Origin of the sequence: Neobacillus drentensis, assembly GCF_036965425.1 — a bacterium.
Classification (GTDB): Bacteria; Bacillota; Bacilli; order Bacillales; family Cytobacillaceae; genus Neobacillus; species Neobacillus drentensis_F.
In genome coordinates, this window is the sequence record NZ_JBALPP010000085.1 from 74,121 (window position 1) to 90,864 (window position 16,744).

The window sequence follows — 16,744 nt, forward strand, 5'->3', positions numbered from 1 at the left end:
GAGGTTTTGGAATTAATTTTGTCATCCAATATCTTATTTAAACCATTAATAAATATCTCAATCTGTGACGTACGTCACACATTAAAATGGAGATGTTTCCAAAATGTGAACAGGGTTTTTATCCTATTTTGAAGGTGTTTTTAATGAGAAATTGATATCACATGTGATTTTTACCACTTTTAAAAGCGATTTAAATGCAGAAAAAAAAGACCCCTCTAAGAAAAAAATGAGGGATCTTGCATTTTTATTATGACGATTGGTCTTTTTCTTGATGCATTTTCGATTTTACAGGCTGACCGCCTGACTTTTCATATTGTTTTTTAGCTTGCTTCACGACATCAACATCTTGTCCGAATTCAAGGTCTTGATTATTGATGCCATTTCGTGTTGTTTGTTCGGGGTTTTGTTGTTTTGAACGTTTTTTCAAAAGGCTCCCTCCCTTAATGCCCTTGCAGGATCATATTGTTTTGCAGCTGTTGAATTTGCAGCCTCATTCTGTGAAGCTGCTCCCGCTGCTGTGAATTTGCACTGTGGGCCATCTTTGCAATTTCCTGGTAGGTTTCTTCAAGCGTTTGTAAGGCTTTAGTGTAATCGTCGTTATTATAATGCTCTTGTAGGCTGCTATCCTTGTATTGGTCTTGGGCATATCGAATAGCATCCTCACATTGCTGCATTAATGTCTCCATGGATTCACGAGTTGCCATCTTTAGAACCCCCTTCTTCTCTTTAGAAGCACACTGCTTCATTTCTTATTCTGTTCTCCATTTGCTTTCCTATGACAATGAACGATTTGATAAATGTTGGGAATTCAACTGTGATAAACGCAATGGATATGCTTTTCGCTTCATGTTAAAATCAAAGTTATGCAAACTTTTTTAAATTGGCACGTTGATTTACGCCCCAATCACATTATTACAAAATAAAGGAGGTTTTCTGATGCTTCAGACTAAACCTTTTCCATATGCGTCTGATAATAAACGGTATCATACTTGGAATTATCACCTACGAAATCAATTTGGTCATAGGGTATTTAAAGTTGCGTTAGATGGTGGATTTGATTGTCCTAATCGTGATGGTACGGTCGCCCATGGAGGCTGTACATTTTGTAGTGCTGCAGGTTCCGGAGATTTTGCAGGGAACCGTGCCGATCCTCTTGAAATACAATTCAACAAAATTAAAGAAAAAATGCATACAAAATGGAAGGATGGCAAATATATGGCCTACTTCCAGGCCTATACTAATACCCATGCTCCAGTTGAGGTCCTAAGAGAAAAGTTTGAGACAGTGCTAAAGCAGGAAAACGTTGTAGGTCTCTCGATTGCTACCCGTCCCGATTGTCTCCCAGATGATGTAGTCGAATATTTAGCGGAATTAAACAAACGAACTTATTTATGGGTAGAGTTAGGTCTTCAGACGGTTCATGAGCGGACAGCATTATTAATCAACCGTGCTCATGACTTTCAATGTTATGTAGATGGAGTCAATAAACTGAGGAATCATGGAATCCGCGTCTGCTCACATCTAATCAATGGTCTGCCGCTCGAAACGTATGACATGATGATGGAAACAGCTCTGGAGGTTGCCAAATTGGGTGTACAGGGAATTAAAATTCACCTGCTTCATCTTTTAAAAGGCACTCCAATGGTAAAACAATTTGAAAAGGGCATGGTCCAGTTTCTTTCGCAAGAGGATTATGTAAATTTAGTATGTGACCAATTAGAAATTTTACCGCCGGAAATGATTGTCCATCGAATTACAGGAGATGGACCAATTGACTTAATGGTGGGGCCGATGTGGAGCGTCAACAAATGGGAAGTACTAAACTCGATTGATGCGGAATTAAAACGACGGGATAGTTGGCAAGGCAAATTTTATCAAGGGGTTTAAATCGATGATAATGGAACGAATTCTTCCGTTTGCAAAAAGCTTACTTAAAAAAGCTGTACAAACCGGCGATGCTGTCGTAGATGCTACTTTAGGAAATGGACATGATACGTTATTTTTAGCCGATTTGGTTGGTGAAACTGGTAAAGTGTTTGGATTTGATATTCAAGAGGAAGCTATCGATACCAGTAAAGAACGCCTAAGCGCACACGGAATGTTAGAGCGTGTAACCCTGTTTCATGAAGGTCACGAGCATTTATCAGAAAAAATACCACCGGATTACCATGGAAAAATTACCGGGGCTATTTTTAACCTTGGTTACCTTCCAGGCAGTGATAAAACAATTGTGACCCAACCAGAGACGACTGTTGCAGCTATTGAGCAATTAATGGAGTTGATGGCACCTGAGGGCATCATTGTTCTTGTCATCTATCACGGTCACGAGGAAGGGGCTGTTGAACGGGATTCTTTACTTCAATATTGCCAAGAAATAGACCAAAAAACAGCACACGTCCTCCAGTATCAATTCATCAATCAACAAAATAACCCGCCGTTTATTGTTGCAATTGAAAAGAGGTAAAAACCAGGCCACGCCTGGTTTTTTTATTTAATCATAAGTCTAGTTACAAAGGATGGCACCGATTTTTGCAGCGAGCGGTAGGCAAGTCCATTGAAATAAAAGAAATAACTAATCCATCCGCCAGATTTAATAATTCCTTTTGCCAACTTACGCACATTTTTCTGTTTTCGAACCTTTGAATCAGATAAATATATCCCCAATAACCCGCGATTAATTAGCTGATGGAATTTTTTATGGGGGAGGAATTCCGTATGTCGATCAGCCTCTGTAACGAAATGCTTTAACCGCTTAAAAAGCGTTTCTTCGCTTTCATAATAAGAACAAAAGTTCAAATCACCTCCGGCAACGTCCTCCTCTTGATCGATAAAATAATCTAAAAGGATATGCAAGCCTTGAATATAAGGAAAATAACCTTTTCGAATGTTTTCGGCGTCACTTGCCTGAAAATCTTCCCTCATCGCATAAGAAATTAGACAAAATATCCCTAACGTTGAACCAGAGCAGGCAGAGAATTCATACCATTCCATTGGAGGCAATTGATTTTGATGGTGATGGAACCACCTCTCCAGCCGCGGCACTCGTTCCTCTTTTATAACATGTTTATGAATTTGCAAATCACAATAATATTGGCACAATTCAAGCAAATAATCCTTTATCAGATCATAATGAGGGATATCCCTTAAAACCTCTCGGCACGCTGCTGATAAATCATTCAAATAGTTATCATCATCCTGATCCTCGCGAAGCCGGTAATAATTTTTCTCTTCCGCATCTATTATAAGTGCATCGTGCATTGATTCGTGAAGGGCCGCAAAATCATCAGGATCAAGTGAGGTGCTGCGGTCACAGAGATTATCAAGATAGTCACTAATCGTTTGATAGGCAACAATAAACTTGATTGCTTTTTTATAATGTTCACCTGAAGTGATCGCGAGAATACTTCCTCCCTCACAATGGAAGGTTTTATGCTCAATACTAGCAAGAGCCTGGGTTCTTAATTCAGGATTCGGTATTTTTTCAGCACGGCTTTTCCAATAAGCCAATTCTTTGTGTACGGCTGGAAGTATTTTTCGGTAAACCCTGGACATTAGTGTAATTGGCTTCATGGAATACGGCAACCCTTTCTATACAATATAGCCTATTGCTTTTAATTGACTAATAACAAAATCCTTCGCGTATTCAAATACCTCTTCACGCTCAGGTTCATTAAAAATTTCATGGTAGTATTTTGGCCATTCTTTAAACCTTTTTTCCGATAATGGGACATGATTGAACCATTCCTTAACGGTACCTTTCTTGACGATTTTGTCATCTCCGCCTTGCATAAGAAGCATCGGAATATCTTGAGTTAGTTCAAGCTTAAGGAATGCCTCCTTCATGGCCGCAACAAGTTCACGGTACCACCTTACTGAAACCTTTGTCACGTAAAGAGTATCATTTGAATCGGCTTCCCTTACGTCTTCATTTCTCGTCGCCATCTGAACGGTTAAACCTGAATTAACCCTGAAGGAAGGAAACACGACATTTATCCCGTGTGAAACAAGCTCTAAAAATTTTGAAGGTGTATTTACAAGTCCTAAGCATGGTGATGAAAGAATAACCCCCGCAATATTTAATCTTTCTTCCTGCAGAAGTCGGATAGAAATTAGTCCCCCCATACTATGGCCTAATATAAACACTGGTAAATTATAGCGGTAGGCTGCCTGGACCCAATCCTTCACTTCAATTATGTAATCATCAAAGGAATCAATATGACCGCGGTTGGCTCGTGTTGTCATACCTTGCCCAGGAAGGTCAGCCATAATGACATGAAAGCCTGAAGAACGCCACATCTCAATCAGCCACCCGTACCTGCGATGGTGCTCCATCGCTCCGTGTACCATCACAATGACCGCTTTTGCATCCCCTTCTGCTTCCCACTTCCACATATTTTTATATCCCCCTAAAATAGTTGAAAATAATAAAAACTTAAGCTTTGAAAAAGGCTCCCAATTTTCGCTACAATAGTACCATCATAAAAAAAGGAGCTACTAGTATGATTTATCCCTTTAAAGATAAGTATCCGTTAATTGCCGAAACGGCATTTATTGCTGATTATGTCACAATTACAGGTGATGTTGAAATTGGCGAAGAATCCAGCGTTTGGTTTAATTCTGTCATTAGAGGCGATGTTGCCCCGACAAAGATCGGCAATAAAGTAAATATCCAAGATAATTCTATCTTACACCAAAGTCCCAATAACCCGCTAATTTTAGAAGATGAAGTAACGATTGGGCATCAGGTGATTCTTCACAGCTGTATCATCAGGAAACGAGCCTTAATCGGAATGGGATCCATCGTTTTGGACCAAGCTGAAATTGGTGAAGGGGCCTTTATTGGAGCCGGAAGCCTTGTCCCGCAAGGAAAAAAAATTCCCCCTAATACATTAGCATTCGGCAGGCCCGCTAAAGTTGTAAGAGAATTAACCCCAGAGGATATAGAAGATATGGAAAGAATCACGAGAGAATATGCTGAAAAAGCCCAATATTATAAATCCTTACAATCATAATGTAAAAAAAGCACCCGCCGGGTGCTTTTTTTAACTTAATTTTTCATTGTTTCTAATGATTTTGCTGCTGCGTAATCACGCTGAAAGGAATAAACATCTTCAACATATACTTGATGCCATACCATAAACATAAGCACCGTCCAAATTTTCCGGCTGTTATCAGCTTTTCCTTGGCAATGGTCTTCAAGCAGTCTTAACACATATTGTTTATTGATTAAGTGATCTGTATTGCTTTCGCGAATAATTTTCTTCGCCCAATCATTCATTTCGTTCTTTAACCAGTGACGAATTGGCACTGGGAAGCCTAACTTTTTACGATTCAGTACATGTTCTGGAACAACGCCCTCGGCTGCTTTGCGTAAAATATATTTTGTTGTACCATTAGCTGTTTTTAAGCTTGTAGGGATTTTTGAAGCCACTTCAAAAACAGCTTTATCAAGGAATGGAACACGCAGCTCCAGAGAATGTGCCATTGTCATTTTATCTGCTTTCAATAAAATATCTCCGCGCATCCATGTATGAATATCGATGTATTGCATTCGGTCAACAGGATCATAGCCTCTAGATTCTTCGTAAAGAGGTTTGGTAATGTCAGTATAAATTAATCCTGGACGGTACACATTTAGAAGTTCCCGTTTTTCTTCTTCCGTGAACATTTTGGCATTGCCGATATAGCGCTCTTCCATTGGTGTCACGCCGCGTTCGATAAAACTTTTGCCTTTCGTGCCTTCAGGCATCATATTAGCGATTCCTTTTAATAGCACCTTACCGACTCTCGGAATTTTATTAAATACCTCTAACGATTGCGGTTCGCGGTAAATATTGTATCCGCCAAACAACTCATCGGCACCTTCACCTGAAAGTACAACCGTAACATGCTTCCGCGCTTCGCGAGCGACAAAGTATAACGGTACGCAGGCAGGGTCTGCAAGCGGATCATCCATATGCCACATGATTTTTGGAACTTCATTCATATATTCCTCTGGAGTAATCACATAGCTGATATTTTCTACGCCCAGCTTCTCGGCTGTCTCTTTGGCAACATCAATTTCACTAAACCCATTGTGCTCAAAGCCTACTGAAAAGGTTTTGATTGCAGGATGAAACTGTTTAGCAATAGACGCAATGATAGAAGAATCGATTCCGCCAGAAAGGAAGGAGCCGACTGGAACATCGCTTCGCATATGCTTCTCAACTGAATCAAATAGGATGTCACGAATTTCTTTGACGAAATCATTTTCAGATTTCTGAACTGGCTGAAAATGAGCCTTCCAATAACGCTTCATTTCCATTTTAGCGCCGATTTTCTTTGTAAAATAATGTCCAGGCTCAAGCTTATTAATTCCTTCAGACAGGGTATTCGGCTCAGGGACAAATTGATAGGTTAAATAATGCTGCAAGGAATCATAATTAAGCACATCGTTCTCAAGGGCAAGAAGAATACTCTTTTTCTCTGAAGCAAAAAAAGTTCTTTCACCATCCTCAAAATAGAAGAACGGTTTGATTCCAAAAGGATCGCGTGCCCCGTAAAGTGTCTGTTCTTGTTTATCCCAAATAACAAAGGCAAACATCCCGCGCAGCTTTTCAACAGCTTTTTCCTTCAAATGGCTGTAAAGAGCGATAATGACTTCTGTATCTGAACTAGTGGCAAACTTCAAGCCCTCTTTGAGAAGCTCTTCACGAAGCTCTACATAGTTATAAATTTCGCCATTGAAAATGATCCAATAACGCTCATTTTCATAGGTCAGCGGCTGGTGTCCGGACTCTATGTCAATGATGCTTAAGCGGCGGAAGCCAAATTGAATATGGTCATCATAATAAAAACCATCATCATCAGGACCGCGATGGGTTATAATATCGTTCATATTTTTAAATTGTTGTTTTTGTTCATTACTATAGCTTTGTGTTTTGTCGTGTACACAACCGATAAAACCACACATTATGTACCTCACCTACTCCAGTTCAAAATATCCTGCTAAAAAACATACTCTCTTATACTACCACTTTTTTTTAAAAATGGAACTGTGAACTTGATGAAAATCAAGTACAATCATTTTTCACTTCTTTCGACCTACTTAAACCCGCTATATATTAAAATAGGCTCTAATAAATAAAAGGAGTTACATATTTATATGCAACTCCTTATCAGGCTAATTATACATTTGCTTGCTCACGTAATGTTTCAGCTTTATCGGTGCGCTCCCAAGGAAGATCAACATCTGTACGGCCAAAGTGTCCATAAGCTGCTGTTTGCTTATAGATTGGACGGCGAAGGCCAAGCATATTGATAATTCCAGCTGGGCGAAGGTCAAAGTTTGCACCTACAAGATCAACTAAAACATCTTCGCTTACTTTACCTGTACCAAAAGTGTCCACTGAAATGGAAACTGGTCTTGCTACACCGATTGCATAAGCGAGCTGTACTTCAACCTTATCAGCAAGACCTGCTGCAACGATATTTTTTGCTACATAACGTGCTGCATAAGCGGCAGAACGGTCAACTTTTGTTGGATCTTTACCAGAAAATGCACCGCCGCCATGACGAGCATAACCGCCGTAAGTATCTACAATGATTTTTCGGCCAGTTAAGCCTGCATCCCCTTGTGGTCCGCCGATTACAAAACGGCCAGTTGGGTTAATGAAGTATTTTGTATTTTCATCAATTAGTTCCTTTGGAACAACTGGATTAATCACATATTCTTTAAGGTTTCGCTGGATCTGCTCAAGCGAAACTTCTGGGTGGTGCTGTGTTGAAATAACAATTGTATCAATACGAACTGGTTTATCGTTCTCATCATATTCAACGGTTACTTGTGTTTTACCGTCAGGACGTAGATACGGAAGAAGCTCCTCTTTGCGAACTTCTGTTAATCGGCGTGCCAGCTTATGAGCAAGTGAAATTGGAAGAGGCATTAACTCTTTTGTTTCATTACAGGCAAAGCCAAACATTAAACCTTGGTCCCCTGCACCAATTGCTTCGATTTGCTCATCCGACATTAGTCCTTCACGAGCTTCAAGCGCTTGGTCAACCCCCATTGCGATGTCTGGAGACTGTTCATCGATTGAAGTTAATACGGCGCAAGTTTCCGCATCAAAGCCATACTTTGCACGAGTGTAACCAATTTCCCTAACTGTTTCGCGGACAATTTTTGGAATATCCACATAAGTAGAAGTGGTGATCTCCCCAGCAACAAGTACTAAGCCGGTTGTTACGGAAGTTTCAGCCGCAACACGGGCATTAGCATCCTTTGCTAAAATAGCATCTAAAATGGAATCAGAAATTTGGTCACAGATCTTGTCAGGATGACCTTCAGTTACTGATTCAGAAGTGAACAAACGACGTTTTGTTGACATCTGAATTCCTCCTATATTATTGAAATAAAGTGAGGTTATGTGTGTGGTTATTGCTACCTTGTTAGTTTAACCTCGGGTTGATACGGAACTCATTCCCTTAGTAGTATGAAATAAACACGGGTATTTTATTAATAACCAACAGTACTATTAATAAACCCGGCTGAAGATTCTCACGATGGGATAATGAAAAAGCGATTATGTAGCACGAAAAACAAAAAACCTTTCCATCGCATGAGGAAAGGTTGAGTGCAAAATGTTTGCGTGCCTTTCACTCTTATCGTTCAAGGTCAAGCCTTGCCTCAGGTTTAGCACCTTTGCCCGAAAAATAAAACAATCTATTCTTCGTTTGCAGGTTGCTGGGTTTCATAGGGCCTGTCCCTCCACCAGCTCGGGATAAGAGAGTATCCGTTCAAAATAAAATCATACCCTACAATAATGAACGGTGTCAATCGATATTTATGAAACTTTTTCCATGCCGAAGACTATAAAACATAAAAATATTTTAATTTCATGATATAAATATTTTCTTTTTGCTTATTCCCTGAATAATGTATAAAATACAACTTGAACTAATTAAATAGTATAGACTAATTTCGTAAATGTGTTATACTAATTGATATAATAATCGCCATTTTAAATTAAATAAAAAGGATGGTTAATTAAATGAATTCTGTTCATATTCCAAATGAATTAAAGCAATTACTTAAAGAAAATAATGTCCAAATTCAATTATCTGTTCCACAGCTAGTTGAAAAAATTCTAAGCCGAAATGAAGGATCATTAACTGCAACAGGTGCTGTTCGTGTTTCCACCGGTAAGTATACAGGACGTTCACCGCAAGATAAATTTATTGTCGTTGAAAATTCAACAAAGGATAAAATTGCTTGGGGATCCAATCAGCCTATTTCCGAAGAAGTATTTACAAATCTCTATCACAAGGTATTAGAGTACTTAAAGGAACAAAATGAACTCTTTGTATTCAAAGGTTTTGCCGGAGCTGATAAAAAATCGCAGTTGCCAATTCAAGTCGTAAATGAATATGCATGGCATAATTTATTCGCCCACCAGCTGTTCATTCGTCCAACAGAAGACGAATTACTTGAACATGAAGCAGGCTTTACGGTTATCTCTGCTCCAAATTTCAAGGCAGACCCAGCTGTAGATGGTACAAACTCAGAAACCTTTATAATTATTTCATTTGAACAACGCATTGTGTTAATCGGTGGAACGGAATATGCCGGTGAAATGAAAAAATCAATTTTCTCTGTGATGAATTACCTTCTTCCTGAAAACAATATTTTTTCGATGCACTGTTCTGCGAATGTTGGGCTAGAGGGAGATGTAGCGTTATTCTTTGGTTTGTCTGGTACAGGAAAAACTACCCTTTCAGCAGACCCAAATCGCAAGCTAATCGGAGATGATGAGCATGGCTGGTCTTCCAATGGCGTCTTTAATATTGAAGGCGGCTGCTATGCGAAATGTATTAACCTTACACGTGAAAAAGAACCACAAATTTTTGATGCAATTCGTTTTGGTACTGTGCTTGAGAATGTTACGGTTAACCAAGAATCCAGAATTCCGGATTATGATGATGGAACATTAACTGAAAATACTAGAGCAGCCTATCCAATTCAAGCAATTGATAATATTGTTCTGCCAAGCGTTGCAGGACATCCAAATACAATTGTATTTTTGACAGCAGATGCCTTTGGAGTATTGCCTCCAATTGCAAAATTAACGAAAGAGCAAGCAATGTACCATTTCTTAAGCGGTTATACATCAAAGCTTGCCGGAACCGAGCGTGGAATCACGTCTCCACAAGCAACCTTCTCTACTTGCTTTGGAGCGCCTTTCTTACCGCTTCCAGCAACTCGTTATGCTGAAATGCTTGGTGAAAAAATTCTTGAGCATAATGCCAATGTCTTTTTAGTCAATACAGGCTGGACTGGCGGCGAATATGGTGTCGGAAACCGTATGAAGCTTTCGTATACACGCGCTATGGTTCAAGCGGCCCTTGAGGGAGAGTTGAACCATGTAGAAACAGTCAAGGATAAAATCTTCGGCCTGAACATTCCGCTTCATATTGCCGGTGTTCCTGATGAAGTTCTTCAGCCAATTAAAACGTGGGCAGACCCACAAGCCTATGAAGTGAAAGCAAAAGAACTTGCTGCTAAATTCCGTGAAAACTTTAAAAAGTTTACGAATGTCGCTGCTGAAATCGAAGAAAAAGGCGGACCGATCGCTTAAATAACGAGAAGCCCTCATCAATTTGATGAGGGCTTTCTTACTTCTACTGCTTCTGATTTTTGTAAAATGGTAAAACGGTACTTACCGCTTTTTTTAAGGTGGAAATCTCCGTGATACATCGACATCTTTTTACCATCTGTTGTCGTGTAATCTGTTTTATCTTTAAAGGTGAATTCTGATATCTCTGTATTTTCTAATGCAAATACCTCTAATTTTAATTCAGGAGGAAGTTCATCTCCCTCTACTTCGATGGAAACATCCTCGTAGAATCCAGCGTGCAAATCTTCTTGTGAAATCATCAAAGTAGAATTACCAACTTTAATGTAGGGCTCTTTTACATAGATGGAAAATTCTCCGATTTTTTTATTGCCTGCCCTGAATTCAAGATTCCATATTCCCGGTAAATCAAGTGATTTAAAGCCAGTCATTGCATGCCCGTCTGACCCATACATACCACCTGAAATGACGGTTGTTGCTAGGTGTTCTTTTACCCCCGTTTTTACATGTACGGCCTCAATATTAAGAGAATTATTCGCAAAATCTTTTTGGTAGTCGCCCCATAAATAAATGGCTATCTTCGAAACACCTCTTCTGTCCTTCGCTATCCATTCCAGTGGTGCCAGCAGGCTTACTTTGTTTGGAATACCAAAATTACTATCTGCATAAAGAGGAGAGCCGTCCGTATCTTTAAGTGCAAAGTACTCACCTTGTTGAACTGTTTTAGTTCTTCCAGAGCCCGTAATTTGTGAAGAAGATTCTTTTTTGTCAGTGAAATATAGGAGGGGAGCCAACAAAACAAGGATAAATATGGCTGCTAACGCTGCTAATCTTTGAAAGTTAAATAATTTTCTATGTCTCCTGGTACTTGCTTCGCCTATTACCTTTAACATATCCGTTCTCTGTTCTGTTGTTAATTCATGCTTTTGAAAATTTGCGAGAATCTCTAATAAATCTTTATCAGATAAATTCCTCATAGTACTCCCCCTCCTTCAAGCACTCATTTAATTTTTTCACTGCCCGATGAAATGTTACGTTTACTTTATTTTCTGACCAACCGAGAACTTGGCCGGCTTCCTGTGAAGAAAGTTCGGCAATCCCCCTAAGTAAGATGATATCGCGATAATTATCTTTTAATTGGTTTATCGCCTCGTATAAATTAGCATATTCGATTTTCCTGAACAGCAAATCCTCTGCAGGCTCAGGGGGTTTGGGTGATTCAGTATCTAAAAGCTTTTTAAGCTTCTGCCAAACGGATCTTTTTCGGTAAAAATCTATGGCGGTATTTCTCGCGATTGAAATCAGCCAGGTTTTGGGGCTCGCTTCATTTTTATATCGGCTATATGCTTGAAATGCCCGCAAAAAGGTCTCTTGGACCAAATCCTCTACATCCTTCGATCCCGTATAATAAACTAAAAAATTTGTGATATCTTTTTCATATTGAATGAACCATTTTTCAATTGGATGGGCTCGCTCCAACCTAACTCCCCCTTACTCAATAAACATAACAAATTGTTTTTCTCTAATTATTAGACGTGTTTGGCAAATTTTTCTTACACTTTTTTAAAAAGAAGGTGTTAAACTTGGTTGTTGATTTGCGCTTCAGGCGCTTCGCGCACCTTAGGGCGTGCCGGGGAGCCTCCTCGGAGCTTTGGCGCCTGTGGGGTCTCCCCTGCCCCGTACTCCCGCAGGAGTCTTCGCGCCTTCCGCTCCAATCAACAGTGTTAAAAAATCAATAATGGCCTTTAACATAGCCAAAAAGAAAAAAAGCAGGCATCAATCCGCCTGCTTAGTTCGTGGAATTCAGTGAAATTAGTTGATACGTGATGGTTGTGCTGTTTTTTTGCCATTCTACTTTTTTAATCATTGCAGTTCCATTTGTATCGCTTTCGATTGTTTTTCTGACATCAATTGGAATCTCAATTGGATAGAGCCTGAATCCTTCCTTTTCTAAGGTAAATAGGTTTTCTTCCACTCGCTTCTCTCTACCCTTTGTAACAATCATCGTATTTAATTCAAGAGGCATACCCATCAAAAATCCGCTCCTCTGCTCTTAATAATCATATTTTATCATTTTTTGCCATTGGATTTCATCCACTTCGTTAAATCTTCAACCACTTTTCGATTATTGGCTGGCGGAAAATAATGCGTAAATTGCTCAAAGTACCAACAAGCCACAGGCTTGTCCAATTCCCTTAGCCTTCTTTCCAGACGGTAAGCATGCTCAACAGATACATTGTGATCCTTTACACCATGAATGATCAGCACTGGAGAGGCAAGGTTTTCAAGCCCATAAAGGGGAGTTCTATCTTGATACCGTTCCGGATACTTCACAGGTGTCCCGCCAATTACCCTTTTCATCATTCGTCGTAAATCATTCCTTTCATAGTAGGTAAGGCTCATGTCACTGACACCGCCCCAGGTGACAACAGAAGCTGCTTCAGGAAATTGAATACCCGTAAGCAACGCCATCACACCGCCGCGAGAAAAACCAAAAATATGGACAGCCTGAATCCTAGGTAAAGATTTTAACAGCAAATAAGCTGAAAAAGCATCCAGCCTGTCATCACCAGCAAAATCTTCATTTCCCTCACCGCCTTGATTTCCACGATAATAAGGAGCAAACACGATAAACCCCTCAGAGGCAAACTGAGCAATTCTGGAAGGCCTTACCTTCCCAACATTTTTAATCCCCCCGCGTAAATAAAGAAACCCATCCATCCGACCTATACTTTTTGGTTCCGCCAGCATCCCCTTTACCCGTAACCCACCGGATAGATATGTAATTACTTTTAATTCCACCTTTGGATTGGGTGAAGGAAACCGCTGTATGTCTAAAATTTTTCCATCATCAAGGTTCAACTCTGTCATCTTTCCTTCCAAATTAATTATCACTGGGCATTCACACATTTTTTTCCTTTTCATACATTATCATAGGCAAAACGCCCAGATTGAATGGTAAATAAGGAGGTTCATTCATGAGAAAATGGTTAAAATTCAGTTTTTCTTTTCTCCTCATTGCTATACTGATGTTTTCACTCGCAGCTTGCAATAACAATGATACAGCTAAGCCAACGAAACTTGAAAAAGTACGAGTTGCTGAGGTTACCCGCTCGATTTTCTATGCTCCTCAATATGTTGCTGCATCAAAAGGCTTCTTTAAGGATGAAGGTCTTGACGTCACCATCACCACAACCCCTGGCGGAGACAAAACGATGACTACCCTTATCTCCGGGGCCGCTGATGTTGCCCTTGTCGGCTCAGAAACATCCATTTATGTATACGCCCAAGGCTCTAACGACCCGGTCATTAATTTTGCGCAATTAACACAAACTGACGGAACCTTTCTGGTAGCAAAAAAGAAAAACGATAATTTTTCTTGGGAGCAGTTAAAAGGATCTAACTTCCTTGGTCAGCGTGTTGGAGGAATGCCACAGATGGTCGGTGAATTCGTATTAAAGAAACATGGCATCGATCCTCATAAAGATCTAAACCTAACCCAAAACGTCGATTTTGCCAACATTGCTAATGCCTTTGTCTCCTCCGACAATTACGACTATGTCCAATTATTCGAGCCTACCGCCAGCATTTTTGAAAAAGAAGGAAAAGGCTATATTGTAGCTTCTTTTGGTAAAGAATCTGGCCATGTTCCTTACACAACCTTTATGGTGAAAGATAGCTATATGAAAGAAAATAAAGCTACAATCGAAAAATTTACAAAGGCCATCTACAAAGCACAGCAATGGGTGCAAGCACATAGTGCTGAGGAGATTGCTAAAGCAGTAGAGCCTTATTTTCCAGATACCGATTTTGAGATTATGAAAACCGTTATTGATCGCTATAAGAGCCAAGGCTCTTATGCCACGGATCCTATTTTAGACGAGGAAGAGTGGAACAACCTGCAAAATATCATGAAGGAAGCCGGTTCACTTCCTAAAGAAGTAGACCATAAAACACTTGTTAATACCGATATTGCGAATAAAGTAATAAAAAAATAAATAGGAAAGGGAGGCCGTCAACATGAGCTTTTTAAAGGTTCAGGATATTCATCACACTTATTTCACTAAAGCCTCTGCCACCACGGCCCTCTCCAATATTTCGCTTATGGTTGAGGAGGGAGAATTTGTTTCCTTCCTTGGCCCTAGTGGCTGTGGAAAGACAACTCTGCTCTCGATTATCTCCAGTCTTTTGAAACCAACCCAGGGAACAGTTCTTTTAGAGAATAAACCTGTATCTACTTCTAAAAATGAAATTGGCTATATGCTGCAGCAGGATTATTTGTTCCCTTGGAAAACGATTGAAGAAAATATTTTATTAGGCCTTAAATTATCAAAACAGCTCAATGAGAAAACAAAGTCTGCGGCATATAGCCTATTAAATCAAATTGGGTTAGTTGGTGTGGAAAAACAGCTGCCTAAGCAGTTATCCGGTGGGATGAGGCAGCGTGTCGCCCTTGTCCGAACGCTGGCAACAGAACCAAAATTGCTGATGCTGGATGAACCATTTTCGGCACTTGATTATCAAACAAAGTTAAAGCTAGAGGATTTAGTTTCCAAAACGTTAGATGAATTCAGCAAAACGGCTATACTCGTAACCCACGATATTGGCGAAGCCATCGCTATGAGCGATCGTATCTTTTTATTCTCAGCAAAACCCGGAAGAATTTATAAAACGTTTGAAATGCCGGAAGAGCTTCGAAATCTTTCTCCTTTTGAAGCAAGGAATCATGAAGCCTTTCAAGGCATCTTTCAAACAATATGGAAGGAGTTGGAGTCACTTGAATCATGAAAAATATAAGGTAGAACTCCTCCATAAAAACTACATTCAATCCTTAAAAATTGAAAAACGGTGGGTTCGATTTTATCAGTTAATTATTTTCCTGCTCCTATTCTCGAGCTGGGAATTATTAAGCAGAATGCAATGGATTGACCCGCTCATTTTCAGTTCTCCATCAAAAATTTGGGCTCTATGCTTGGATAAAATTCAAGACGGCTCTTTACTTACCAACTTAGGGGCCACATTAATGGAAACCATCGTAGGATTTATTATAAGCACGATATTGGGTGTCCTGATTGCCGCGCTTCTCTGGTGGTCCCCCTTTGTGTCCAAAATACTTGATCCTTATCTTGTTATATTTAATGCGATGCCAAAAGTAGCCTTGGGCCCGGTAATTATTGTCGCCTTAAGTCCGGGATACACTTCCATAATCGCCAATGGCGTTATTATTTCGGTAATCATCACAGCTCTTGTTGTGTATACCTCCTTCAAAGAAGTAGACCCCAATTATTTAAAGGTGCTTCAAACCTTCGGGGCCACACGCTTTGAATGTTTTAAAGAAGCGATTATGCCTGCCAGTTTTCCAACCATTATCTCTACATTAAAGGTTAATGTCGGGCTTTCATGGGTTGGGGTCATTGTGGGAGAATTTCTTGTATCCACAAAAGGACTCGGATATATGATTATTTATGGATTTCAGGTATTTAATTTTACACTTGTCTTCTTATCATTATTGGTCATCGCTTTATTTGCAACGATTATGTATCAGCTTGTCGATCTGTTAGAAAAAAAACTTATCAAGGAATAGTGGGTTGCTTTAAGCTTGCCACTATTCCTTTTCATTTTGCAGCCATTTCATGCATTCCTCCACGACCTGATCTTTCATGATGAAGCTATAATTTTCTTCAAAACGAAGCTGTAGCAGATTGCCACTGACCAAAATGGGACCATTTGTTTCGTGGTATGTATTTGTTTTCTCTAACCTTTTTACCTTTCCCCAAAAAACAGCTTTTACAAACGAACCTTCCTTGTCTGACACTTTGTACTCAGCAATATATTTCAATTCACCTAAAATGGCTCCAGTTTCCTCATAGGTTTCTCTTCTAGCCGCTTCCTCGAGTGTTTCGCCGACCTCTCTCTTCCCGCCAGGAAACTCAAGCCCTCGTTTTTTATGCTTGGTTAGGACCCACTCATCACCAAATTGACAAATGACGAGAACATGCTTTGCATCTTCTAAAAAAGCATCATGAGAAAACGACAATGTCACCTTATTTCCATTACTATCTAAAAAATCAATCATGCCCAACCCGCCTCAAATTGTTTTTAGTATTTTTATTATAACAAAAAAAGAAAACCCT

The 16,744-nt window shown here is 39.7% G+C and carries 18 protein-coding genes and 1 riboswitch; of the genes, 7 read left to right on the top strand and 11 right to left on the bottom strand.

Annotated elements, in window-relative coordinates; genetic code table 11:
• Window positions 1-247 precede the first annotated feature (247 nt).
• Window positions 248-427 carry a glycogen biosynthesis protein GlgD gene (locus tag V7161_RS20050; protein ID WP_223595734.1) on the bottom strand — a complete coding sequence of 60 codons (180 nt, stop codon included), beginning with the start codon at window positions 425-427 and terminating at the stop codon, window positions 248-250.
• A 13-nt stretch (window positions 428-440) separates the two neighbouring features.
• The gene (locus V7161_RS20055) at window positions 441-704 is read right to left on the bottom strand and encodes a YtzC family protein (protein WP_335714663.1); all 264 of its coding nucleotides are present in this window, start codon (window positions 702-704) and stop codon (window positions 441-443) included.
• A gap of 232 nt (window positions 705-936) precedes the next feature.
• Here V7161_RS20055 and V7161_RS20060 point away from each other — a divergent pair, with 232 nt between their 5' ends.
• Together V7161_RS20060 and V7161_RS20065 are read left to right on the top strand one after the other, a co-directional pair.
• Entirely contained in the window at window positions 937-1,887 is a 951-nt protein-coding gene (locus tag V7161_RS20060; RefSeq protein WP_335714664.1) for a TIGR01212 family radical SAM protein, read from the top strand.
• Window positions 1,888-1,891: 4 nt separating this feature from the next.
• On the top strand, window positions 1,892-2,464 hold the full coding sequence (locus V7161_RS20065; protein WP_335714665.1) for a class I SAM-dependent methyltransferase: 573 nt from the start codon (window positions 1,892-1,894) through the stop codon (window positions 2,462-2,464).
• A gap of 23 nt (window positions 2,465-2,487) precedes the next feature.
• Here the strand turns inward: V7161_RS20065 and V7161_RS20070 are convergent, their stop codons facing one another.
• Both V7161_RS20070 and V7161_RS20075 read right to left on the bottom strand, forming a co-directional pair.
• The gene (locus tag V7161_RS20070) at window positions 2,488-3,570 is read right to left on the bottom strand and encodes a tetraprenyl-beta-curcumene synthase family protein (protein ID WP_335714666.1); all 1,083 of its coding nucleotides are present in this window, start codon (window positions 3,568-3,570) and stop codon (window positions 2,488-2,490) included.
• An 18-nt stretch (window positions 3,571-3,588) separates the two neighbouring features.
• Window positions 3,589-4,392, bottom strand: a complete 804-nt coding sequence (locus V7161_RS20075) for an alpha/beta hydrolase (RefSeq protein ID WP_335714667.1) — start codon at window positions 4,390-4,392, stop codon at window positions 3,589-3,591.
• A 107-nt stretch (window positions 4,393-4,499) separates the two neighbouring features.
• On the opposite strand from V7161_RS20075, the gene V7161_RS20080 reads away from it, so the two are divergent.
• Window positions 4,500-5,012, top strand: a complete 513-nt coding sequence (locus tag V7161_RS20080; protein ID WP_335714668.1) for a gamma carbonic anhydrase — start codon at window positions 4,500-4,502, stop codon at window positions 5,010-5,012.
• A 35-nt stretch (window positions 5,013-5,047) separates the two neighbouring features.
• Here V7161_RS20080 and asnB read toward each other — a convergent pair whose 3' ends face one another.
• Window positions 5,048-6,952, bottom strand: a complete 1,905-nt coding sequence (asnB, locus tag V7161_RS20085; RefSeq protein WP_335714669.1) for an asparagine synthase (glutamine-hydrolyzing) — start codon at window positions 6,950-6,952, stop codon at window positions 5,048-5,050.
• A gap of 214 nt (window positions 6,953-7,166) precedes the next feature.
• Window positions 7,167-8,366 (bottom strand): methionine adenosyltransferase, encoded by a 1,200-nt coding sequence (gene metK / locus V7161_RS20090; protein ID WP_335714670.1) that lies wholly within the window; start codon window positions 8,364-8,366, stop codon window positions 7,167-7,169.
• Window positions 8,367-8,637: 271 nt separating this feature from the next.
• Window positions 8,638-8,766: riboswitch (SAM riboswitch) on the bottom strand.
• Between the two features lie 263 nt (window positions 8,767-9,029).
• On the opposite strand from metK, the gene pckA reads away from it, so the two are divergent.
• Window positions 9,030-10,613: a phosphoenolpyruvate carboxykinase (ATP) gene (pckA, locus tag V7161_RS20095; protein ID WP_335714671.1), complete on the top strand. Its 1,584-nt coding sequence runs from the start codon at window positions 9,030-9,032 to the stop codon at window positions 10,611-10,613.
• 17 nt (window positions 10,614-10,630) lie between these two features.
• Here pckA and V7161_RS20100 read toward each other — a convergent pair whose 3' ends face one another.
• The 4 genes from V7161_RS20100 to V7161_RS20115 all read right to left on the bottom strand — a co-directional run bounded on the left by V7161_RS20100 (window position 10,631) and on the right by V7161_RS20115 (window position 13,481).
• Window positions 10,631-11,587: a hypothetical protein gene (locus tag V7161_RS20100; protein WP_335714672.1), complete on the bottom strand. Its 957-nt coding sequence runs from the start codon at window positions 11,585-11,587 to the stop codon at window positions 10,631-10,633.
• Window positions 11,571-12,089 (bottom strand): RNA polymerase sigma factor, encoded by a 519-nt coding sequence (locus tag V7161_RS20105; RefSeq protein WP_335714673.1) that lies wholly within the window; start codon window positions 12,087-12,089, stop codon window positions 11,571-11,573. The genes V7161_RS20100 and V7161_RS20105 overlap by 17 nt, the downstream gene beginning before the upstream one ends.
• Before the next feature lie 310 nt (window positions 12,090-12,399).
• Window positions 12,400-12,642 carry a DUF2584 domain-containing protein gene (locus V7161_RS20110; protein ID WP_335714674.1) on the bottom strand — a complete coding sequence of 81 codons (243 nt, stop codon included), beginning with the start codon at window positions 12,640-12,642 and terminating at the stop codon, window positions 12,400-12,402.
• Window positions 12,643-12,680: 38 nt separating this feature from the next.
• Window positions 12,681-13,481, bottom strand: a complete 801-nt coding sequence (locus V7161_RS20115) for an alpha/beta hydrolase family protein (protein WP_335714675.1) — start codon at window positions 13,479-13,481, stop codon at window positions 12,681-12,683.
• 107 nt (window positions 13,482-13,588) lie between these two features.
• Here V7161_RS20115 and V7161_RS20120 point away from each other — a divergent pair, with 107 nt between their 5' ends.
• The 3 genes from V7161_RS20120 to V7161_RS20130 are packed head-to-tail and all read left to right on the top strand — an operon-like array spanning window position 13,589 to window position 16,194.
• A complete protein-coding gene (locus tag V7161_RS20120) occupies window positions 13,589-14,608 on the top strand; it encodes an ABC transporter substrate-binding protein (protein WP_335714676.1) in 1,020 nt (339 codons plus the stop codon).
• A 22-nt stretch (window positions 14,609-14,630) separates the two neighbouring features.
• Window positions 14,631-15,398 (top strand): ABC transporter ATP-binding protein, encoded by a 768-nt coding sequence (locus V7161_RS20125; RefSeq protein ID WP_335714677.1) that lies wholly within the window; start codon window positions 14,631-14,633, stop codon window positions 15,396-15,398.
• Entirely contained in the window at window positions 15,388-16,194 is an 807-nt protein-coding gene (locus V7161_RS20130) for an ABC transporter permease (RefSeq protein ID WP_335714678.1), read from the top strand. Before V7161_RS20125 ends, V7161_RS20130 begins: the two co-directional genes overlap by 11 nt.
• 21 nt (window positions 16,195-16,215) lie before the next feature.
• On the opposite strand, the gene ytkD is transcribed toward V7161_RS20130, so the two are convergent.
• On the bottom strand, window positions 16,216-16,686 hold the full coding sequence (ytkD, locus tag V7161_RS20135; protein ID WP_335714679.1) for an RNA deprotection pyrophosphohydrolase: 471 nt from the start codon (window positions 16,684-16,686) through the stop codon (window positions 16,216-16,218).
• Window positions 16,687-16,744 lie beyond the last annotated feature (58 nt).

Coding starts and splice junctions, on each gene's coding strand:
- V7161_RS20055 (WP_335714663.1), bottom strand. CDS start 704: ATGGCAACTCGTGAATCCATGGAGACATTAATGCAGCAATGTGAGGAT.
- V7161_RS20060 (WP_335714664.1), top strand. CDS start 937: ATGCTTCAGACTAAACCTTTTCCATATGCGTCTGATAATAAACGGTAT.
- V7161_RS20065 (WP_335714665.1), top strand. CDS start 1,892: ATGATAATGGAACGAATTCTTCCGTTTGCAAAAAGCTTACTTAAAAAA.
- V7161_RS20070 (WP_335714666.1), bottom strand. CDS start 3,570: ATGAAGCCAATTACACTAATGTCCAGGGTTTACCGAAAAATACTTCCA.
- V7161_RS20075 (WP_335714667.1), bottom strand. CDS start 4,392: ATGTGGAAGTGGGAAGCAGAAGGGGATGCAAAAGCGGTCATTGTGATG.
- V7161_RS20080 (WP_335714668.1), top strand. CDS start 4,500: ATGATTTATCCCTTTAAAGATAAGTATCCGTTAATTGCCGAAACGGCA.
- asnB (WP_335714669.1), bottom strand. CDS start 6,952: ATGTGTGGTTTTATCGGTTGTGTACACGACAAAACACAAAGCTATAGT.
- metK (WP_335714670.1), bottom strand. CDS start 8,366: ATGTCAACAAAACGTCGTTTGTTCACTTCTGAATCAGTAACTGAAGGT.
- pckA (WP_335714671.1), top strand. CDS start 9,030: ATGAATTCTGTTCATATTCCAAATGAATTAAAGCAATTACTTAAAGAA.
- V7161_RS20100 (WP_335714672.1), bottom strand. CDS start 11,587: ATGAGGAATTTATCTGATAAAGATTTATTAGAGATTCTCGCAAATTTT.
- V7161_RS20110 (WP_335714674.1), bottom strand. CDS start 12,642: ATGGGTATGCCTCTTGAATTAAATACGATGATTGTTACAAAGGGTAGA.
- V7161_RS20115 (WP_335714675.1), bottom strand. CDS start 13,481: ATGACAGAGTTGAACCTTGATGATGGAAAAATTTTAGACATACAGCGG.
- V7161_RS20120 (WP_335714676.1), top strand. CDS start 13,589: ATGAGAAAATGGTTAAAATTCAGTTTTTCTTTTCTCCTCATTGCTATA.
- V7161_RS20125 (WP_335714677.1), top strand. CDS start 14,631: ATGAGCTTTTTAAAGGTTCAGGATATTCATCACACTTATTTCACTAAA.
- ytkD (WP_335714679.1), bottom strand. CDS start 16,686: ATGATTGATTTTTTAGATAGTAATGGAAATAAGGTGACATTGTCGTTT.